The organism is Niveispirillum sp. SYP-B3756 (assembly GCF_009495745.1).
Classification (GTDB): domain Bacteria; phylum Pseudomonadota; class Alphaproteobacteria; order Azospirillales; family Azospirillaceae; genus Niveispirillum.
In genome coordinates this window covers 697603-720027 of record NZ_WIDQ01000002.1, presented here as the reverse complement: position 1 = coordinate 720027, position 22425 = coordinate 697603, and the positions used below count along the sequence as shown (strand labels likewise).

The window sequence follows — 22425 nt, the reverse complement described above, 5'->3', positions numbered from 1 at the left end:
AAATGTCTTCTGGAACCATTACTACCCAACATTCGCAGAATTCAAAGATGCGATAGAAATATTCCTCCAGAATATCGGCTCCTATCGAGACGATCTCCAAGCCTTTCTAACCCATAGATTCCACCTCATCGGGAAATCATAGCCCAGGAATTCTTCCGGAATTTAGGTATATTATCCCGCCAAATTGGTCAGCGTGCCGCTTTTCAGATCAAAGCGGAAATGGTCGCTGGGCGAGCCGTTGGCCAGCTTTTGCATCACCGCCAGCAGTCGGGCCAGCCGCCCCTCCGGCGTTTCCGGTCCCGCCTTTCTGGCGGCCAGGGCCCGTCGCAGCTTCTGGTAATCCGCCCGCCGGGCCTTCGGAATATCGGCCAGGGCCAGATCGCCGTCATTCAACAGGCGGTGGAAATCCACCGCCAGATCCAGCCCCAGCCAGCCGCCGGTCAGTTTCACCCCGGCCAGCTTGCCCAGCCCCGCCGCGTCCTGCGCCAGCAGCAGGTCACGCAGATCGGCCGGCCAGTCGCGCTGCAGGAAACGCAGCCGCACCAGTTCCCGCAGATGCCAGTCGGTGAACTGGCGATAATCGCGGCTTTCCAGAATGGCGGGATTCCAGATATCAGCCGCGCCATCATCCTTCAACCGCTGCCATTCCATGCGGTAGAAACCGAACAGCCGGTTGAAATCGGGTACCTTGTCAAGGCGGGGGGTCGTCACCTCCACCCGCTCCCCGTTCACCGTCATCAGCTTATAGGCGGGGATATAGGCGGCGGGTGGTGGGGACTGGATATTCACCAGATAGCGGCCATCGGTCCCGCGCCATTCCGCCGTGTCGTTGAAGTGCAGGTGCCCGCCCACCGTGAAACGGATGCCAGCCTCGGCCAACCGGCGGGAGGTGTCCGCCGTCGGCATCCGGTGCAGGTCCAGTTTCTTCGCGCCGAACAGGGCAGCGATCTCCGGCGTGGTGCCGTTATTGGTGTCCACGGCCGGATAATGGCTGAAGGTCACCAGCACCTTGCCCTGCTGCTGTGCCCGTTTGGCCACGTCGGCAACCCAGGCCAGCAGATGCGGCTTCCAGTTGGCGATCTCATTCCAGCCGGCATCACCGGAGCCTTTGAAACCGCCCTCCTGGGTGGGACGGTAGACGTTGGCATCAATGGCCAGCAGCCAGAGACCCGCCAGCGGCTCCACCAGATAGGAACTGTCGATCACCGGACGGCAATCGGTCTTTTCCAGCACACAGACCTGATATTGCCGCTCGGCCGGAGCCGCATGGGGGGCGGCGGCAGCGGCATCAAAGCGACCCTGCGGGCGATAGAAGGGGGTTTCCCAGTAAAGATCATCGGCGCGCGGGGCGAAGCCGTCCCGCGCGAACAGGTCCAGAATGCCCTGATAGCCCATGGCGGCGATATCGGGAGTGCAGATCGTGCCGGGCTTGGGCGTCCCCTCCTGCGGACATTCGGTCGTGCCGGGGCTGAAGATCGGCTGCGGCCGCCCGTCGCGGCCCAGGAAATCCGCCTTGCCGGAGGGGGTGTCGCCCGGCTTCACCGGGTCGTGGTTGCCATTGGTCAGAAAGAACCGCATCCCGTGCCGCGTTTCATACTCGTCCAGAATGCGCTTCAGCCCGCGCAGATGCACGGGCTGGCCATCATCACTGAAATCCCCGTTCATCACCACCAGCTTCACCCCGCGCCGCGCGGCATCATCCAGGGCAGCGCGGAAGGCAAAGTAGTTTTCGTTGAACAGCCGGGTGGAGGTGAGCTGGGCTGCCATGGTGCGGATGGTGGCCGGCGGCCCGCCCGCCGGATCTGGGATACCGGGAAAGGCATTTCCCCCAAACTGCCCGTAAACATCTTGGAAATGCACGTCGGGCATGAAGGCCAGCTTGAAATCCGTCGCCCCAACGGCCGGGGGCAAGATCAAGGTCAGCAGCGGGGCCAGAAACAGGGAGGGGCGCATCACGCGAGAACCTTTACTCAACGGCCATACCACCGCACGCACCCGGCGCGCGGACAGGGTTGCACAGGGCGACGGCACCACCCGGCAGCTGGACTTGATAATTGCTGAAGCGGGTGTCCGGCCAGATATAATCGGTAGAAATATATTGGGCACCCCCGCTGAGGGCCGCGTCGCGGGGGGCGGTGTCATTGCGGCGCGCCTCCACCGTATCGGCGTCGGCACGCGTTCGTACCATGAAGCCGGCGGTGACAGCCGCACGGATGCGGGCCGCATCCTTCAGCGGTTCATTCAGGGTCAGATAGGCGGCGGCCGGCGATTTCTCATCGGTATTGATGAACATCACCCGGCCTTCCAGCGACCGCCGCTTGCCGCGATAGACCGCCACCACCGACGGCCCTTCGTCCAGGGCAAACCAGATCTTGCCGCGCGCCTGCGCCAATGTCGGCCAATTGCCGGCCAACACCGCTGCGCGCAGGGTGGGATAGCGGCCCTGCACATCATCAGGGGTGACCAGCTTTTCCGGCGGCAGCAGGCTGCGCACTTCCCGATCGAAATTATCGAAGGCGGCTTCGTTAAAGGGCAGGGCGTCGGTACCACCGGGGACGGGAGAGCGATCCTGCTTGGTGTTAACCATGATCATCAGGGGCAGATGGTTCGGATGCGCATCCGACCAGCGGCGGATTTCCGCCAGACAGGCGGTGAAGGGCTGGCACTGGCTATAGGGATCAATGTCAGGGATATGAAATACCTTCAGGCCCGGCTGCGACCGTGCCTCCTTGAAACCATCCGGCAGGCTCTGTCCGGCAAGCGCCGGTCCCTTGGGGTCGGTGAAGCGCCCGCCGGCCGGATCATGATAAACGTCCAGCTCCAGCTGGCGGACACCGGCATCCAGCTGTTCCGTCAGGCTGCGATGCCCGTAATCAATGGAATCCGCTGCCTTCTGGTTCCGGCTGGCCAACAGCCCCCATTCGGCTGGCGACAAGGACTTTTTGTAGCTGTTATGCGTGCCGATGGCGACGATGTCATTCATGCGGAGATGGCTATCCAATACAGCCAGACCAGCTGGCAGATCAGCCGCCATCACGGGAGAAGCCAGCAGACAGGCCAGGGCCAGGGAACAGGCAATCGTACGCATCGGATGTCTCTCCAGAGACCAAGGAAGCCAAGGGTCGGCATAAGACAATATTTGGATGACAGTTCCGTGATGGTCGACAGATCCAGGGATGAAATGTGAGATCCGATGACATCCTTTCAACTTTGTAATCGCCGCTTACTTTTTCAGATGCGATAACGCTGCGGTGTTTGCTGTTGACCTCAGGGTAGCGCTCAAGCGCTACCCTGAGGTCAACAGCATTGGGGCAAAGGGCAATCATGGATCTGACCAAGGCCCGTCTTGCGTGGGTGGAACTCTACGCCAAAACAGGGGATGCTGGCTTCGTTTGCCGCCGTTGTGGCATCTCGCGGCCTACGCTACGCAAATGGTGGCGTCGCTACCAAGCTGATGGCGAGGCTGTTTTGGTCGAGCGCAGTCGCCGTCCACACCGACTGGCCACCCAGAAGGTTTTTGCTGATCAGGAGGCCCTGATCTTGTCACTACGTCGGGAACGTCGGCTCGGGGTCAAACAACTGCGCAATGAGCTTATCCGGCAGCACGACCTGCATCTTGCGCTTGACACTATTCATCGGACGCTCATTCGCCATAACGAACAGGTTCTCAAGCGACCGCGACGATGGCGAAAAGACGAGCGGCGGTATAATCGCCCAAGACCAGGCGATCGTGTTCAAATGGATGTCTGTAAAATCAGACCCAGCATCTACCAGTACACTGCAATTGATGACTGCAGTCGATATAAGATACTCGGCGTCTACAACAGAGCGACAGCCACCAATACGTTGGATTTCCTTGAACGCCTCATTGAGGAAATGCCGTTCCCGATCCAACGGATCCAAACGGATCGTGGGCGTGAATTCTTTGCCGAAACCGTCCAGCGACGGCTGATGGACTGGGCCATAAAGTTCCGACCGATCCCGCCCCGCTCTCCCCATCTGAACGGCAAGGTCGAGCGAACACATCGGGCTGACCGGGAGGAATTCTGGGACATGATCGATCCCAAGGATCCAGAGATTGAGGCTAAGCTGGCCGAATGACAGCATCATTGGAACTGGAATAGGCCCCACACGGCTCTGAAAGGCATGTCACCCATAGACCGCGTCTGCGAACTGCTTGAAAAAACACCTCTCCGCGAAGCCGTTGATGGAGCCTACGACAGTAGCCGAGAGCGGATCAGGATTGCCGATGACCGTCTCGACACTGCTCTCGTCCAGTTGAAATGATGTCCCCGGACCCCACAACTAATGCGAGCAGCCTGATCACACCCGGACTCCGCCTCAAATCGGCGGAAACCGGCAAATTGGCCGCAAATACGGACCGTAACCCCCATACCAGCCACAAAAAAACGCTGGCAGAGGGGGAAAGGGGCCAAGCTCAAAGGTTTTTCCGCAGCCTGCTAAGAGTCGGCATCATGCTCCCCGCCATGGTCGCCTGAGACAAAGGCCAGACAAGCCGAGAGCGCAATGATCACACCTCTCCTACATCACAACATGGGGCACGATCACGACCACCAGCGGGTCAGGATAATCCCTATTGGGGGAGTTTACGGACCGGTTCGGGGAGTAGGCGCGACGTCGACAGAAAATAATAATTATTCCTAATAAACTGTCTGGGACAGGGCGCAATCCGGGCCATATCCCAGACCAGTCGAGGAATAATGCCTTGATGGAACAGAGCTTTTACTCCTGGCCCGCCGATATCGCACAGACATATCAGGCAAAAGGGTATTGGCAACCGGAACCGCTGGGCGACCTGTTTCGCAATTGGGCGGCCACGCATCCCACCCGGACCGCCCTGGTGGATGGGCCAAAGCGTTTGACCTATGCCAGCTTGGCCACCGCGATTGACCAGCGGGCGGCGGGGCTTGCTGATCTGGGTATTCTCGCCGGTGATCGGGTGCTGTTGCAGTTGCCCAACTCTGCTGCCTTTGTTGTTACCCTTTTTGCCCTGTTCCGGCTGGGTGCCCTGCCGGTGATGGTGATGCCGGCGCAGCGGCTGGCCGATCTGGCCCCCTTGTGCGAACTGGCCCAGCCGGTCGCCCATATCATCCCTGACCGGTTCCTGGGTTTTGATTACCGGCCACTTGCCCGCGACCTGGCCGAGCGCTGCGCCAGTCTGCGGCATATTCTGGTGGATGGGGAGGTCGTGGCGGGCGATGGGCTGGCTCTGGCTGCATTGGACGCCGATCCCCGGCCCCTGCCCGCCCCGGATGCATTTGAGCCGGCCCTGCTGCTGCTGTCCGGCGGCACCACCGGCACGCCCAAGCTGATCCCGCGCACCCATGCCGATTACGCCTATAATGGCATTGCCTCGGCCCGGTTGTGCGGGCTGGGTCCGGAGAGTGTCTATCTGGCGGCATTGCCGGTGGCGCATAATTTCCCGCTCTGCTGTCCCGGCATTATCGGCACCTTTTCCGTCGGCGGCACCGTGGCGATGGCCCGCACGCCGGGCTTTGATGAGGCATTCCCCCTGATCGAACGGGAGCGGGTGACCATCACCGCCCTGGTGCCGGCCCTGCTGCCACTATGGATCGGGGCGCGCGATTGGGACAAGACCGATCTGTCCAGCCTGCGGCTGCTGCAGGTGGGCGGTGCCCGGCTGGAACCGGAACTGGCCGCCCGTGTACGTCCGGCCCTGGGATGCCAGTTGCAGCAAGTGTTCGGCATGGCCGAAGGCCTGCTTTGCTATACCCGTCCCGATGACCCGGAAGAGGTGGTACAGAACAGCCAGGGCCGACCGCTCTGCACCGATGATGATGTGCGGCTGGTCGATGCCGACGGGCGCGACGTGCCCGACGGGCAGACGGGCGAATTGCTGGTGCGCGGCCCCTATACCATCCGGGGCTATTACCGGGCGGCGGCGCATAATGCGCGGGTCTTCACACCCGATGGCTATTACCGATCCGGCGATCTGGCCCGCCGCATGGCCGATGGCAATCTGGTGGTGGAAGGGCGGGTGAAGGACCAGATCAACCGGGGCGGGGAGAAGATCGCCACGGCGGAGATTGAACAGCATCTGCGCCAGCATCCAGGCATCCGCGACGCGACACTGGTGGCCGTGGCCGATGCACGACTGGGGGAGCGCAGTTGCGCCTTCATCATTCCCGGTGCGGATGCGCCTGATCTGGCAGCCCTGCACCGGTTCCTGGGCCAGCAGGGGCTGGCGCGGCACAAGCTGCCCGACCAGTTGGAACAGGTGAAAAGCTGGCCGCTGACCGCCATCGGCAAGATCGACAAGAAGCAACTGGTCGACCGCGCGCAGGCGGCGGCAGGGAAAACCCAGCCCAGCGGCAACCGGAGTTACAGCGAAACGCAACTCACCATCAGCAGCGACCCGATGGAACTGGCCACGCGCATCGCCGCGCATGAAAAGGCCGATTTCCTGATGGTGTATGAGCGCGAGGGCGAATGGTCCGTCGCCATCGGGCAGGCGGCCAGCATCAGCGCCGATGCCACCGGCATCACCCTGTCCGGCCTGGGTGGCCCACGCCATTGGCCGACCACGGATATCTGCACCACCCTGCCCCAGACACTGGCCAGCCTGCCCCTGCAGGGCTGGCGGCTTTACGGATCGGCTGATTTTGAACTGGCGCGGCAGATCCATGGGTTGGACCTTGCCGCCGATACCGGTCGGCTGGTGCATCTGGTGGCGCCGCTGGTGGAAATCCGGTTACGGCAAGGCCAGGCCCTGCTGCGCTGCCTGGATGGCGAGGCCCTGGCGCTGCGCGCCCAGCGGCTGAAGGCGCTGGATGGTCCCAGCTTTGCCGAAGCCGCCAGCGATACGGCCAGCAAGCCGCATGGCAACCGCCGGCTGTGCGTCCCGGCGGTGGAGACGGCGGATATCATCGGCTATAAGGGCCGGGTAGCCGCCGCCGTACAGGAAATCCGCGACCGGCATTATCAGAAGGTGATCCTGTCCCGCCGGGTGCCGGTGGATGCCGCTATCGACCCGACGGCCAGTTACCGGCTGGGCCGGCAGGCCAATAACCCCGCCCGTTCCTTCATCCTGTTCCGCGACGGGCTGCGCGCCATCGGCTACAGCCCGGAAACGGTGGCGGAAGTCTCCAGCGATGGCTGGGTCAACACCCAGCCGCTGGCCGGCACCCGCGCCTTGGGGGGCGATGCGGTGGAAGAGGCGGCCTTGCGCGCCGAACTGGTCAGCGACACCAAGGAAATCGCCGAACATGCCGTGTCGGTGAAACTGGCCTGCGAGGAACTGACGGCGATCTGCGAACCGGGCACGGTGCAGGTGGTGGATTTCATGTCCGTCTGCCGGCGCGGATCGGTGCAGCATCTGGGGTCGCGTGTTAAAGGCCGGCTGGCCGCCGGGCGACAGGGTTGGGATGCGCTGCGCACCCTGTTCCCCGCCGTCACCGCGTCTGGCATCCCCAAACGCGAAGCGATTGAGGCCATCGGTCGGCACGAACCGGGGCCACGCGGACTTTACAGCGGCTGCGTGCTGGTGGCCGATGCCGACGGGATGCTGGATGCCGCCCTGGTGCTGCGGGCGCTTTATGAGCAGCAGGGCCGTGTCTGGCTGCAGGCCGGTGCCGGGCTGGTTTCACTTTCCACGCCGGAGCGGGAGTTCCGCGAAACCTGCGAGAAGCTGCACAGCGTCTCCCCCTTCCTGGTCGCTGCGGCGGACGAGGGGGAACGGGCGGAGAGGACGCGCGCATAATGCCAGACAACACCAAGATCGGTGCCGACATCCTGTCGGCTGCCGCCATGCGCGCGTCTGTTCAAGCCCTGTTGCTGGACCCGCAGCATATTCCCGCCGATCAGGCCGATCTGATCGAACTGGGGTTGGATTCCCTGCACATCATGCGGCTGATGGCGCAATGGCGGCAGGCGGGGGCCGATGTCACCTTCGCCCAACTGATCGAAAACCCCACCCTGGCCGCCTGGTACAAGCTGGTGGCGGGCAGCGCCCCGCCGGCAATGGTGGGGGCAATCCCCACCCCGGACCCGGACGCGCCGTTCGATCTGACGGACATGCAACATGCCTATTGGATCGGCCGGCGCGATGACCAGCCGCTGGGCGGTGTCGGTTGTCATGCCTATCTGGAACTGGATGGGCACGGGGTGGACCCCACCCGGCTGGGCCGTGCCTGGGACCGGCTGTTGGCAAGCCATGGCATGTTGCGGGCAAGGTTTGATGCGGAGGGGCACCAGCGCGTGGAGGATGCGCCCTGCCCCGCCTGCCGGCTGGTAACGCATGATTGGCGCGGGCTGGACGCCGCTGCCGTCGATATAGCCCTGAACGATATCCGGGCGCGGCTATCCCATCGCCGGCTGGATGTGGCGGCGGGCCATGTTGCCGGGCTGGAACTTTGCCTGCTGCCCGGCGGGGCCACGCGCCTGTGCCTGGATATCGACCTGCTGGTCGCTGACGTGCAGAGCCTGCGTATCATCCTGCGCGATCTGGCCATGGCCTATCGCGCCGATGCCAACCCGCCGGCCCAGGCCGGCTGGCATTTCGGCACCTATCTGGCGAATGATGCCATCCGCCGCGCCGATGCGCTGGAAGCGGGCCGGCTTTATTGGGCCGAACGGCTGGCCGATCTGCCGCGTGGCCCCGCGCTGCCGCTGGCGGCATCGCCCGCCAGCATCGGCAAACCGCATTTCACCCGCCGCACACATCTGCTTGCCCCCGCCGCCTGGCAGGGGCTGAAGCGGCTGGCCGGCCAACACCGGCTGACGCCTGCCATGGTGCTGGCCGCCGCCTATGCCGAAATATTGGCGCGGTGGAGCGCCACATCGCGGTTCCTGCTGAACCTGCCGCTGTTCGACCGCGACCTGACCGATCCCGCCTGTGCGGAGGTGGTGGCCGATTTCACCAGTCTGCTGCCCCTGCTGGTCGATTGCGGCCAGCCGCTGGGTTTTGCCACCCGCGCCCAGACCATCCAGGCCCAGCTTCGCCGCGATATGGAACATGCGGCCTATCCGGGTGTGCGGGTCTTGCGCGATCTGGCCCGCCAGCGACCGGGGGAGCGGGATTTCGCGCCCGTGGTCTTCGCCTGCAATCTGGGCCAGCCGCTGCTGACGCCGGCCTGTCAGGAAAGCCTGGGAAGGCTGGGCTGGATGATCTCCCAGACCCCGCAGGTCTGGCTGGATCATCAGGTTTATGAACAGGATGGTGGGCTGCTGCTGGCCTGGGACAGTGTGGATGCACTGTTCCCGCCCGGCCTGATCGGGGCCATGTTCGGCGCCTATACGGCGCTGATCGACCTGCTGGCCGCCGATCCGGGCCAATGGGAACGCCCGGCGCCCGACCTGCTGCCAGCCCCCCAGGCCCAAATCCGGGCGGGGGTGAACGCCACGCAAGTGCCCTTCCGTCCCCGCCCCCTGCATGGCGATTTCTTCCATAACGCCCTGGTGGCCCCGGATCGCCCGGCCCTGCTGAATGGCCCGGAAAGCCTGACCTATGCCGCCCTGGCCGGGCGGGCCCTGCGGGTGGCCGGATGGCTGCAGGCGCAAGGGCTGGTGGCGGGGGAAGCGGTGGCCGTCACCCTGCCGCGCGGGGCGGACCAGATTGCCGCCGTGCTGGGCGTGCTGGCGGCGGGTGGCTGTTACGTGCCGGTGGGCATCAACCAGCCCGCCGCCCGGCAGGCCCGCATCCACGCCACCGCCGGCATAAGGCTGGCGCTGCGGGCGGGGGAGATGGCGGCCGCCCTGGCCCACGCGCCCCTGTCAGCCCCAATGCCGGTGGCGCCGGATGCGGCCGCCTATGTGATTTTCACCTCCGGCTCCACGGGGGAGCCGAAGGGGGTGGAAATCACCCATCGGGCGGCCCTGAACACCATTGATGACATCAACCGCCGTTGCGGCGTGGGGCCAAGGGACCGGGTGCTGGCCGTCTCTGCCCTGGATTTCGACCTGTCGGTCTATGATATTTTCGGCCTGCTGGGGGCCGGCGGTGCCCTGGTGCTGCTGGCGGAGGCGGAACGGCGCGATGCCGCACGCTGGTTGCGGCTGATGCGCGATCATGGTGTGACGCTGTGGAACTCCGTTCCCATCCTGCTGGACATGGCCTTGGTGGCCGCCGCGGCAGAGGGCGAAGGGCTGGGCCTGCGACTGGCCCTGGTATCCGGCGACTGGGTGGGGCTGGACCTGCCCGACCGGCTGGCGGCAGCGGCGAGGGATGGCTGCCGGCTGCTGGCCCTGGGCGGGGCGACGGAAGCGGCCATCTGGTCCAATATCTGGGAGGTGAAGCGCCCCCTGCCGGCGCACTGGACCTCCATCCCCTATGGGGTGCCGCTGGCCAACCAATGCTATCGCGTGGCCGATGCGTTGGGCCGCGACTGCCCGGATTGGGTGCCGGGGGAATTGTGGATCGGCGGCGACGGGCTGGCCAGTTTCTATCGCGGCGATCCGGCACTGACAACGGCCCGCTTTGTCAACCATCGGGGGCGTAGCTGGTATCGCACGGGCGATATGGGTCGTTATTGGCCCGATGGCACGCTGGAATTTCTGGGCCGTATCGATCATCAGGTGAAGGTACGCGGCCACCGGATTGAGTTGGGGGAGGTGGAGGCCGCGTTGCAGGCGCACCCCTTGGTGCGCCATGCCGTGGCCGCCGCCATCGGCAAGCCGCCGGCCCTGGGCGCCGCTCTGGTGCTGGCCCCCGACGCACCCGCCGATATTCTGGCGGATATCCGCGCTGAACTGGCCCAACGCCTGCCGGATTACATGGTGCCGGGCCTGCTGTTGCCATTGAGTGAATTGCCGCTTTCCGCCAATGGCAAGGTTGACCGCAAGGCCGTGGCCGCCCTGCTGGCCGCCAGCACCGGCGGCACCCCCGTTCAGGGGGCGGCACCCGCCGGCCCGGTGGAACAGGCGGTGGCGGCCATCTGGGCGGAAATCCTCAACCGTCCCCATATCGGCCGGCAGGATGATTTCTTCCTGCTGGGCGGTGACAGTCTGCTGGCCACCCGCGCCGTCGCCCTGTTGCGCCAGCGCGGGTTGGGGGCGGATGAACCGCTGCGCCGGCTGTTCGCCCATCCCGTGCTGGCGGATTTCGCCGCCGGGCTGACAAGGCGGGACGCGGGGACGCTGGCCAGCATCACGCCCGACCTTGCCAACCGCCATGAACCCTTCCCGCTGACAGAGGTGCAGCAGGCCTATCGCATGGGGCAGGTGTCCGGCTTGCCGCTGGGCTGCGCCACCTCCTATGTGCTGGAACTGGATGGGGTGGATGTTGATCTGCCCCGGTTGGAGGCCGCCTTCAACCTTTTGATCCAGCGCCATGAAATGCTGCGCGCCTGCCTGGATGAACAAGGGCGGCAACGTATCCTGCCCGATGTGCCGCCCTTGCGCATCGCTGTCAGCGATATCGGCGCGGCGGATGCCGACAGCGCCCACGCCGCATTGGAAAATTGGTGGCAGGCCCACCAACAGGACCGCACGCAATGGCCGCTTTTCGCCTTGCAGGCGGTGCGTTATGGCGGCGGGCGCTGTCGGCTGGGTTTGTTGATTGATTATCTGCTGCTGGATGGTTTCAGCGTCAAGCTGCTGCTGGCCGAGCTGGTGGCCGCCTTCCGTGACCCGGCCAGCCTGCCGCCCCCGCCGGCCCTGTCCTTCCGCGATTATGTCCAGCAGGTGCGTCCCGATCCCGCCACCCTGGCACGGGATGAGGCCTATTGGCGGGGCCGGCTGGACAACCTGCCACCAGCCCCTGCTCTGCCGCTGGCCGCTGATCCGGCCAGCATCAACCCCGTCCGCTTCACCCGCCGGGCGCTGCGGTTGGGGCGTGCGCCATGGGCGGCCCTGCGGGAAAAGGCGCGGGCGGCGGGGGTGACACCCTCCGTGCTGCTGCTGGCCGCCTATGGCGACATCCTGTCCCGCTGGTGCGGCGGGGCGGCAATGACCCTGAACCTGACCCTGTTCGACCGGCAGCCGGTCCATGGCGATATCAACCGGGTACTGGGCGATTTCACCAGCCTGGCCCCGGTGGCGCTGCATCCGGGCGAGGACGGGCTTTTGTCCCTGGCCCGGCAGGCACAGGATCAGGTGGCCGCCATCCTGGAACATCGCAGCATCTCCTCCATCTGGGTGCAGCGGGAACGGGCGCGGCGTGTGGGTCTGACTGCCGCCGCGCTGCCGGTGGTGTTCACCAGCACGCTGGGGCTGGCCGATAACCTGTTCGACGATCTGCCGGCGGGATTCCCCGGTGCGCTGGGGGATGGTTTCTCTGAAACGCCGCAGGTCTGGCTGGATCATCAGGTTTATGAACTGGCCGGCGAGTTGCTGCTGACCTGGGACAGTGTGGATGCATTGTTCCCGCCCGGCCTGACCGACGCGATGTTCACCGCCTATGGCAGCCTGCTGGGCTGGCTGGCCGGGCCGGCGGGTGGGCTGGAAAGCCCGCTGCCCGATCTGTTGCCGTCCACCCAGCGAACCGACCGTAACAGCGCCAATGCCACCGCATGGCCCCAGCCGGAACGGCTGCTGCATCAGGGGTTTTTTGATCAGGCGCTGGCGGAGCCCAGCCGCCCCGCCCTGTTCGCGGGTGACCGGGTGGTAGATTACGGCGCGCTGCGCGACCGGTCGCTGCGTCTGGCCGCCCTGTTGCAGCAACAAGGGGTGGCGGTGGGGGAACCCGTCGCCGTCAGCCTGCCGCGCGGGGTGGCACAGGTGGTGGGCGTGCTGGGGGTACTGGCCGCCGGGGGCTGCTACGTGCCGATCAGCCCAGAACAGCCCGCCGAACGCCGTGCCCGCATCCATGCCACCGCCGGCATCCGCCATACGGTGACATTGGAAACACTGGCCGACAGCGCCAGCCTGCCGCCGTTGGCCACACCGCTGGCCGTTTCCCCCCAGGGGCCGGCCTATATCATCTTCACCTCTGGTTCCACCGGGGAGCCGAAGGGGGTGGAAATCACCCATCACAGTGCCTGCAACACCATCGACGATATCAACCGTCGCCATGGCGTGACCCGTGATGACCGGGTGCTGGGCCTGTCAGCGCTGGATTTCGACCTGTCCGTGTATGACCTGTTCGGCCTGTTGCAGGTGGGTGGCGGTATCGTGCTGGTCGGCCAGGATCAGCGGCGGGAACCGGCCCATTGGCTGGACCTGATCCGCCGCCATGGCGTCACCCTGTGGAACAGCGTGCCGATATTGCTGGATATGCTGCTGACAGCGGCAGAGGGACAGGGGGAAACCGCCCTGCCGCTGCGGGTGGCCCTGCTGTCGGGCGATTGGATCGGCACCGGCCTGCCGGCCCGCTTGGCCGCCATCGCGGGCAATGGTTGCGCCTTTTCCGCCATGGGCGGGGCCACGGAAGGGGCGATCTGGTCCAACCTCTACCCGGTCACAGGCCCGTTGCCGGCGGGCTGGAGCAGCATTCCCTATGGCTGGCCGCTGGCCAACCAGCAATATCGGGTGGTCGATACCCTGGGACGCGACTGCCCGGATTGGGTGGAAGGCGAATTATGGATCGGCGGGGCTGGCGTTGCCACCGGCTATCGCGGTGCCGCCGAGCTGACACGGGATCGTTTCGTCCAGGCCGACGGCGGGCGCTGGTATCGCACCGGCGACAGGGGCCGCTATCGCCCCGGCGGGCTGCTGGAATTTCTGGGTCGCCGCGACCAGCAGGTGAAGCTGCGCGGGCACCGGATTGAGCTGGGGGAGGTGGAAGCCGCCCTGGCCCGCCAGCCCGGCGTGAAACAGGCCGTCGCCCTGCTGGCCGGCAGCCCGCCGGGACTGGTTGCCTTTATCGTAAGCGTGGAGGGCATCCCCCCGCCGGATGAGGCGGCGTTGCGCGCCGGGCTGGCCGGGCTGTTGCCGGATTACATGATCCCCAGCCGTTACCTGCCCCTTGCCACCCTGCCTTTGTCCGCCAACGGCAAGCTGGACCGCAACGCCCTGAAACGGCTGGCAGAACAGGCGGCGAACGCGGATGCGGGCGGCGATGACAGCCCGCTGCCAGGGCTGGAACAGGCCATCGCCGGCATCTGGCAGGCGGTACTGAGTTGTCCACAGGTCGGCCGGCAGGATGATTTCTTCCAACTGGGCGGCGACAGCCTGCGCGCCACACAGATCATGGAACAGCTCGCCCGTCAGCACATCACCCGTCAGGCCCCACCCCTGCGGCTGTTATTCACCACGCCCCAGCTTGCCGCCTTCGCCACCGCCCTCCAGGCCCATGACGGGCCGGAGGCGGATTTTGAAACCGGGGAATTATGACCCCTCCCCCCACCCCACAACCGTCTCATCCATCAGAAAGCATCCTTCCCATGTCCACGCGCCTGTTCAGCCCACGCTGCCTGACCGCCATGTCCCTTGTTCTGGCCCTGACCGGCACTGCCGGCGCGCAGCAGGCCACCAGCACCGCCACCCAGGTGGCGGACATGGCCCGCGTGGGGGAGGAGATTGTCGTCACCGCCCGCCGCAGCGCTGAAAAGGCCGTGGAAGTGCCCTTCGCCGTCAGTGTGATCAGCGGGCAGGACATCACCGAGGCACGGCTGCATAACCTGTCGGAAACCCTGCTGTCGGTACCGGGGGTGGATATCAACGCCTCTGGCGGGCCGAATGATTATAATGTCCGTATCCGGGGTGTCGGCTCGCTCTACAAGGTCAGTGCCGATGACAATTCGGTGGTGCTGAATATTGACGGGGTGGCCCTGTCCACCGCCTTCCTGTCCCTGGGCACGCTGGATATTGAGCGGGTGGAAGTGCTGAAAGGCCCGCAAGGCACCCTGTTCGGCCGCAACAGCGAGGCCGGCGCCATCAACGTCATCACAGCCAAACCGAAGCAGAATACCGAAGGCTATGTGCGGGGGGAGATCGGGCAGGAAGGGCACCGGCTGGGGGAGGCCGCCGTGGGCGGCGCCATCAGCGATCAATTGAGCGCCCGCATCGCCGTCCGCTATAACGAGGCTGACAATTGGGTGGATAATGCCCGCGATGGCAAGCCGCTAACCAGCATTTCCGATCTGGCTGGGCGCTTCAGTCTGGTCTGGGACAATGGCAATGGCACCGACGCCCTGCTGACGGTGGAGGGGCAGCGGGCCAAGGGCTATCTGAACATGATCCTGCTGCGCCCCTATGGCGATCATCCGGCGCTGGACCTGAAGCCCGGCGCCTTTGATGAGAACAAGCGCACGGCCGGGCGCTATTCGGCTGAAATCAATCATGATTTCAGCTTCGCCCGCCTCACCTCCGTCACGGCGGCCACCACATCGGATTATGTGGGCTGGAAGGCCTATGACACGGTCACCTACCAGGCCATGTACGGGATGCCAAATGTGGAATATCTGGTGCGCGACAGTTCCAAGGAAACCGGCCTGAGCCAGGAATTGCGGCTGGCCTCCCTGCCGGACTCACGCCTGTTCTGGGTAGCGGGCCTGCTGGGCACCCATGGCGATCTGTCCTTCGACACGCGCAGCCCGCTGGTAGGCCAGCAATATTTCCGCGATTTCACCTCCAAGAGCATCGGCGTCTTTGCCGAAGCAACCTATCCGCTGACCAATGCGCTGAAGCTGACCGGCGGCATCCGCCAGTCGCATGAAAGCAAGGATTACAAGGCGCGCTATATCAATAGCTTCACCGGGACCACCACGCCCGACAAGCGCGACCTGTCCGATAACTACACCACCGGGCGGCTGGCACTGTCCTATGAACTGGCCAAGGATACCAACCTTTATACCACGCTGGCGCGCGGCTATAAGTCGGGCGGCATTTCCTATATGGCGACCAACGTTTCGGACAGCCAGCCCTACAAGGCCGCCTCCGTGAACAGCCTGGAAATCGGCTTCAAGACCGCCCCGGTCGGGGGGAATTTCAGCCTGAATGGGGCCGTTTTCGTGAACCAGATCAAGGATGACCATATCCTGAAATATGACAGCACCACTTTTGCCATGTCGGTGGTGAATGCTGATGTGCGCAGCATCGGGGCCGAACTGGAAGGAAGCTGGCGCATCACCAAGGGGCTGGTGCTGAATGCCGGGCTGTCGCGGGTGAATTCGGAAATCCGCGACAACGTGCTGGGCCTGACGGCGGGCGATATCCGCGCCGGCAACAAGGTGCCCGATGTGCCGGGCTGGAGTGCCAATGGCAGCCTTGCCTATGAGGGAAAGGTTTCCGACGCGGGGCTGGCCGGCCAGCCCACATTGCTGAACGCGCGCGTCGGCTATCGCTGGGTGGATAGCCGCCCGGCCGACGCCCAGAATAATTTCGACCTGGACGCCTATGGGGAGGTGGATGCCCGTATCGGCCTGTCCAGCGGCGGCAGCGAATTCTACCTTTGGTCCTCCAACCTGTTCGACAGCAAGCATGATGTCTATGGCTATGGCGAACTGGCCTTCTCCGATTTCCGCATCCACCAGTTGGGTGCCCCGGCGCGGGGCCGGGTGATCGGTGTCGGCGCTTCACACAGTTTCTAAGGGCGGCGATATGATAACGAAAACCACGCCGTCGGCCTGGGCGCTGCTGGCCAGCCTCTACACCACGCAATATCTGGGACTGGGCTTCCTGGTGGTGGCGCTGGTCGCCATCATGATGGAACAGGGGGCCAGCCTGGAACAGGTCGGCATGGTCTATATGCTGGGCATGGTCTGGCCCTTCAAATTCATCTGGGCCCCGCTGGTGGACAAGATCAGCTTTGGCCGGCACGGCCATTACCGGGTCTGGCTGATTGTGGCCCAGACGGCCTTGGCCCTGGTGCTGGCCCTGATGGGACAGGTGGATCTGAAGACGGATTTCACCACCGTCTATCTGCTGGGCCTGGGGGTGGCGGTGATTTCCGCCACCCAGGATATTGCGGTGGATGGGCTGGCCTTCCGGCTGCTGGCCCCCTCTGACCGGGGCCTGGGCAATGGCATCCAGATTTCCGGCAACCTGCTGGGCAATATGCTGGGTGGCGGGCTGGTGCTGCTGGCCTATCCGTGGCTGGGCTGGCAGGGGGCGATGCTGCTGCTGGCCGGCGGTACGCTGATCTCCCTGGTGCAGCTTGTTTTCTTCCGGGAACCGGTACTGGCGGTGGTGGGGGTGGTGCACGCCAACCCGTTCCGTTGTCTGGCTGCCTTCTGGCGACGACCGGGCGGGCGGCGCTGGCTGCTGCTGCTGTTGATCTACCCGATCGGCAGCAGCCTGGGCTATGCACTGATCACGCCCATCCTGGTGGAAGCCGGCTGGGGCATGGATCGGATCGGCTTTTTCGTCAATGTCATCGGCTCGGCCCTGGGCATTGCGGCGGCCATGGCCACCGGCTGGCTGTTGCAGAAATGGCCGCGCCGGCGGGTGATGCTGGGGGCGGCCCTGGTGCAGATACCGGGCGTGGCCGTCATCGCCGCCCCGGTGCTGGGCTGGAATGGCGATGTGGCCGTCAGTCTGGCCACCGGCCTGTTCTTCCTGCTGTACAATCCGGCCGCCACCGTGCTGGCAACGTTGATGATGGATCACGTCTCACCGGAAACGCCAGCGACGGACTACACCATGCAATATAGCGTGAACATGCTGTTCGCCATGGCGGCCATGTCGGCATCCGCCTGGCTGGCGGCGTCAATCGGCTATCTGGGGCTGCTGGGCATTGCCGTGCTGGCCGCTGTGGCAGCGGCGTTACTGTCCCGGCACTACCGGGATGTGGCGGTGGTGGCATGAAGGGGGCGAAACCCTTCCGGGGCTGGCTGCGCCGGCCCCGGCCCGCCAGCCCGGTGCAGCGCCTGCGCCTGTTCTGCCTGCCCCATGCCGGCGGCACGCCGGGCCTGTTTCGCCACCTGCTGCCCTTGCTGCCGGACTGGATTGAACCGGTGCTGGTCTGCCCGCCGGGGCGAGAGGACCGGTTGAACGATCCGTTCCATGCCGATCTGACCAGCATGGCCGACGATCTGGCCGATGCCGCCGCCCCACTGCTGGCCCAGCCCTGGGCCTTGTTCGGCCATTCCATGGGGGCGGCACTGGGTTTTGAACTGGCGCTGCGCAGCCCCCGCCCGCCGCAGCACCTGTTCCTCTCTGCGCGGGAGGCACCGCAGCATCATCGCGGCGGCGGGGTTCACCGGCTGGATGATGCGGCCCTGGGGCGGGAATTGCTGCGCCTGGGCGGCACGGCCCCGGAAATCCTGGCTATGCCGGAGTTGCTGGCCCTGGTGCTGCCGGCGGTGCGGGCGGATTACCGGCTGATCGAAACCTGGGATGCCCGCCCCGCCGGTCGGGTCACCTGCCCGATCAGCATCTTCCGGGGTCTGGATGACCCTGACCTGACAGAGGTGGAGGCAAAGGACTGGCGGGAATGGACCAGCGGTCCCTTCCACATCCAGCCCTTTGCCGGTGGCCATTTCTATCTGCTGGATGATCCGGCCCCCGTGGCGGCGGCATTGGTCACCGCCTTATCCTGAAGCCGGGGGGCGGCCAGCAACCGGGTCGCCCCTTCCCGCCCCAGCAATTGTTCCAGGGCTGCCGGCACCGTTGCCCCCTGGCGAACCAGATCCAGCAGCCGGGCAAGACCGTCCGGCCCCTGCCCTTCCAGCCAATCCAGCGCCGCCAGCGGGGCATAGGCAGAGGCCCAACCGTTGGGGGCGGCACTGTCCAGCGGGCCAACAGGCACATCGCTGCCGGCCACGGCCAGCCGGGCCTTTTCCTGCTGGCGGGTCAGCACCTGGGCGAAGGCCTCTGCGCCGTCTGTTTCCCGCAGGCAGGCAAGGCCGATGGCACCGGCCACCCCATCGGCCAGCCAGACGGAACCCTGCCCCCGCCGCAGGTCGGACCGGGCCAGTAGTTCAGCGCGGGCCAGGGCAGTGGCGATCTCCACCCGGCGCAACAGGCGACCGGTGCCCTGATCGGCCACATCCCAGCCCGGTGCTTCGGCCAGCAGCAGCAGATCATCCACCCGCGCCGTTTGCCCCAGGCCTCGCGGCCATTGTGCCAGCCGGGTGACCGGCGGCACCCCACCCAACCGGCTGGCGACACAGGCGCGCATCGCGGCAACATCCTGTATCAGGGCCGGCACCATGCCGGTACGGCTGGCATCATGGCTGACTTCCACCCCGTCCAGCCGCTGGGTGATGGCCCCCGGTGCCCACAGGGCGGCAAAGGCAAGCGGACCATTACTGCGCCCCTGACCGATCAGTTCTTCCCCCAGCAGCAGTTGCCAGCGCCAGTTGCCCGCCGGTGCCAGCCCCGCCGCCGGCACGGCAAGGGCTGCAGGCAACGACGGGATATCAGCGGGCAACCCCTGGCGCTGGCGGGGCAAGGCGGCCCGCAGCAGCCGGGCCGGGTCCAGCCCCAGCCGGGGGGCGATATCGCTTTCACGCAGCCATAGACCGGCCCCCGTCAGCCAAGTGGGGCTCCCTTCTGCCGACCATTGCGGCACCTGCACCGTCCAGCGGAGTTCCAGGCTGCAGTCGCTGCAATCCCCAAGCTCCAGAACTAAATGGTCGGCTTCCTGCCGCGCCGGCACGGGGGTGCCCCCGATACTGGCCGCCTGCAACTGGAACCCAGGCGGCAATTCCGCATCCAGCCGCCGGCCCTGCACCCCATGCAGCCGCCACTCCCCCCGCACCAGGCGGCTGGTGGGGTCGATGGCCAGGCGCAACTCGCCGCCGGCCACGCGCAATGGCAGCAGATCGGCCGTCCATAGCCGTTCCCACGCCGCCCCCTCCCCTTCCGCACTGTGCCGGGAATGGCCGCCATCATCGGCCGCCAGCCGGCTGGCAAAGGGCAGGCCGATGCCAACCAGCAGCAGCAACGCCCCCGCCCCCATCAGCCCCACCGGCCCGCGCAGACGCACGCCCGCCAGCGACAGGCGCCGTTCCTCCGTCCCACGCGGCAGGGCCAGCCCGGCCAGCGCCACCAGCAGCAGGCAGAGCGCCAGCTTGAACCCATCCAGCGCCAGCAGGTAGGAAAGCCAGGGCCCCCAGCCGGTCAGCCCGGACAGGCTGGCCTTGGGCGCAATGCCGATTTCCGCCAGCGGGAAGCTGACCAGTTCCAACTCGTGGTTCAGCACCAGGAAGAAGGTCAGCAGCATGGAGGCGGCATAGGCCAGCCCCGCCCGCCGGCAGACGGCGTGCAGCAACAGCGCCAGCATCGCCAGTTCCAGCAGCGGCGGGGCCAGCAGCAATAACGGATATAGCAGGGCAAAGCCGGGATCGGCCGCAGCCCAGGGGGCCGCCAGCAGCGCCACGATCAGGCCCGACAAGCCGGGCAGCAGCGACAGCACCAGCGTGACCGCCAACACCGCCAGCGCACGACCAAACAGGCGCACATAGTCGGGTGCGGGGGCCGCATCCAGCATTTCACCGAAACCGGGCAGATCATCGGCCCGCGCCAGCAGCCCGGCCAGGGCTGCCACGGCAAAGGCGATCACCAGGAAAATGGCGCCTTTCAACAGCGGCAGCGACAGTTCCAGCCGGGGCACCATCGGCCCTTCGGCGTGCCAGACGACATGGATGAAGGCAGACAGCACGCCCAGCAACAGCAGCAACAGGGCGCCGGCCCGGAACGCCCGCCCCCGCAGCAGCCTGCCCCCCTGCCAGACCGCCTCGGCCAACAGTGCGCGGCCCCAATGCAGGCGGCCCTCCCGGTGCAAAGGCGGGGGCAGCGACCCGGCTGGCGACAGCGCCGCCACCTTGCCACCAATCCGCTGCCGGCTGGGGCGTTCCAGCGCCAGATCCTCCCGCCCTGTGCGGGCCAACGCCCAGGCCAGGGCCAACAGCGGCAACAGGCACCAGAGCGCCCGGTTGACCAGCAACGGCACATCCAGCGGCAACAGGCCGGTGGATTTCTGCGCCGGCCCCCAGCCTTCCACCGTCTGCAAGGCATGGGTGAACAAGGACGGGTCGATGGAAGCCCCCAGCACCGGGTTGATATGCCCTTCCTTCAGCACCGCCACGGCGAACATCCAGAGCAGCATCAACCCCGCCGCCACGGCAAAGGGGGCAGCCAGCCCCCGCCCGCGCAGCGTTGCCAGAAAGTAAAGCGCGCCCAAGCCACAGGCCGCCGGCAACAGCAGCCAGAGAAAGGCAAAGCCCAGCGCCATCCAGGGCATCGGCCCGATGGCACCCTCGGGCACCAGCGACAGCCATGCCAGCACCGGCGTCACCAGGAACCCGACCAGGATCGACGCTGACAGCAGCACCGCCAGCAGTGCGGCCCCCAGATAGCGGCCCCAGAGCAGGGCCGTCAGGTTCACCGGCAGGGCCAGCACCACCTCATGCAGGAACACCGACCGGTCGCGCAGCAGGGGGCGGGCAAAGACCCAGGCCCAAGCGAAGAACAGAAAGAACATGCAGCCCGACGCCATCAGATAGATCAGGCTGGCGGCATTGCGGGGGATTTCCCCGCCGCCCATCTTCTCCACATAGCCGGCATTGGTCAGGCACATCAGCAGATAAAGCGTCAGGCCGATGAAGATCAGCGGCACAATGCCGCTGTGCAGGCCGGCGCGGAATTCCGCCACCGCTTCCCGCCGCACGACCGCCCAGCCACTCATGCCGCTTCCCCCCAACCGGCCTGCGACAGGGCCATGTAATAAATATCCTCCAGCCTTGGCGAGTGCGGGGTGAAGGCGGGGTCGGGCGGGGTGTCGGCCAGCGCCACCACCCGCGTACCGGCACGGGTGGCCACCAGATGCAGGGCCGGTGGTACCGCCTCCCCGCGTGGCACCAGCCGGGACCAGAGGCGACCGGCGCAGGTCGCCGCCAGCTCATCCGGCGTGCCTTCGGCCAGGATGCGCCCGCCGGCCAGGATGGCGACGCGGGCGCAGAGATTCTCTACATCCTCCACAATATGGGTGGAGAGCAACACCACCGCATCCGCCGCCACATCGGCCAGCACATGGTGAAAGCGGTTGCGTTCCGCCGGGTCCAGCCCGGCGGTGGGTTCATCGACAATCAACAGGCGCGGCTGGCCGATCAGCGCCATGGCGATGCCGAACCGGCGCAACATGCCACCGGAATAGGTGGAAACCGCCCGATGTGCCACCTCGGCAAGGTTCACTTTTTCCAGCAGGTGCCCCACCTCTGCCCGGCGTTCGGCCTTGTCCGTGCGGCCCTTCAGCCAGGCGAACCGGTCCAGCAGGTCGCGGGCGGAAACGCCGGGATAGGCACCGATGGTTTGCGGCAGATAGCCCAGGCGACAACGCAGATGCTGGGGATCGGCCAGCACATCCACCCCATCCAGCAGGATTTGGCCGGCATCGGGGCGCTGCAGCGTCGCCAGCGTGCGCATCAGGCTGCTTTTGCCCGCCCCGTTCGGCCCCAGCAGCCCATACATGCCGGGCGGCACATGCAGCGACACCCCGTCAAGCGCCTTCACGCCGTTGCGATAGGTCTTGTGCAGATCGACAATATGCAGGCCGGGTAGTGCCATGCCGATACTCCCCCAGAATGGTGAAGCGGCTGACGATAGGGGCTTTCCCGCCAGCCG

General features: G+C 65.9%; 9 protein-coding genes and 1 pseudogene. 6 read left to right on the top strand and 4 right to left on the bottom strand.

Features of this window, described 5'->3' with window-relative positions; all coding sequences use genetic code 11:
• Window positions 1–171: 171 nt before the first annotated feature.
• Both GE253_RS26475 and GE253_RS06955 read right to left on the bottom strand, forming a co-directional pair.
• Window positions 172–1953, bottom strand: a complete 1782-nt coding sequence (locus GE253_RS26475) for a metallophosphoesterase (RefSeq protein WP_153203380.1) — start codon at window positions 1951–1953, stop codon at window positions 172–174.
• A 13-nt stretch (window positions 1954–1966) separates the two neighbouring features.
• The gene (locus GE253_RS06955) at window positions 1967–3088 is read right to left on the bottom strand and encodes a phosphatidylinositol-specific phospholipase C1-like protein (RefSeq protein ID WP_153203379.1); all 1122 of its coding nucleotides are present in this window, start codon (window positions 3086–3088) and stop codon (window positions 1967–1969) included.
• Window positions 3089–3324: 236 nt separating this feature from the next.
• Between GE253_RS06955 and GE253_RS06950 the strand changes: the two are divergent.
• The 6 genes and pseudogenes from GE253_RS06950 (at window position 3325) to GE253_RS06925 (ending at window position 18398) form a co-directional block, all read left to right on the top strand.
• Window positions 3325–4287 (top strand): annotated as a pseudogene (locus GE253_RS06950) (IS481 family transposase).
• A 442-nt stretch (window positions 4288–4729) separates the two neighbouring features.
• Window positions 4730–7741 carry a salicylate synthase gene (locus tag GE253_RS26470; protein WP_153203378.1) on the top strand — a complete coding sequence of 1004 codons (3012 nt, stop codon included), beginning with the start codon at window positions 4730–4732 and terminating at the stop codon, window positions 7739–7741.
• Window positions 7741–14250, top strand: coding sequence for a non-ribosomal peptide synthetase (locus tag GE253_RS06940; protein ID WP_211101372.1), 6510 nt, complete (start codon window positions 7741–7743; stop codon window positions 14248–14250). Before GE253_RS26470 ends, GE253_RS06940 begins: the two co-directional genes overlap by 1 nt.
• A 50-nt stretch (window positions 14251–14300) precedes the next feature.
• Window positions 14301–16448, top strand: a complete 2148-nt coding sequence (locus GE253_RS06935) for a TonB-dependent receptor (protein WP_153203377.1) — start codon at window positions 14301–14303, stop codon at window positions 16446–16448.
• A 10-nt stretch (window positions 16449–16458) separates the two neighbouring features.
• Window positions 16459–17664 carry an MFS transporter gene (locus tag GE253_RS06930; RefSeq protein ID WP_153203376.1) on the top strand — a complete coding sequence of 402 codons (1206 nt, stop codon included), beginning with the start codon at window positions 16459–16461 and terminating at the stop codon, window positions 17662–17664.
• Window positions 17661–18398 (top strand): alpha/beta fold hydrolase, encoded by a 738-nt coding sequence (locus GE253_RS06925; RefSeq protein WP_153203375.1) that lies wholly within the window; start codon window positions 17661–17663, stop codon window positions 18396–18398. The genes GE253_RS06930 and GE253_RS06925 overlap by 4 nt, the downstream gene beginning before the upstream one ends.
• Here GE253_RS06925 and GE253_RS06920 read toward each other — a convergent pair.
• Together GE253_RS06920 and GE253_RS06915 are read right to left on the bottom strand one after the other, a co-directional pair.
• Window positions 18341–21490, bottom strand: coding sequence for a hypothetical protein (locus GE253_RS06920; RefSeq protein ID WP_211101371.1), 3150 nt, complete (start codon window positions 21488–21490; stop codon window positions 18341–18343). The two genes, GE253_RS06925 and GE253_RS06920, sit on opposite strands and share 58 nt — an antisense overlap.
• Entirely contained in the window at window positions 21487–22368 is an 882-nt protein-coding gene (locus GE253_RS06915; RefSeq protein WP_153203374.1) for an ABC transporter ATP-binding protein, read from the bottom strand. The genes GE253_RS06920 and GE253_RS06915 overlap by 4 nt, the downstream gene beginning before the upstream one ends.
• Window positions 22369–22425: the final 57 nt, after the last annotated feature.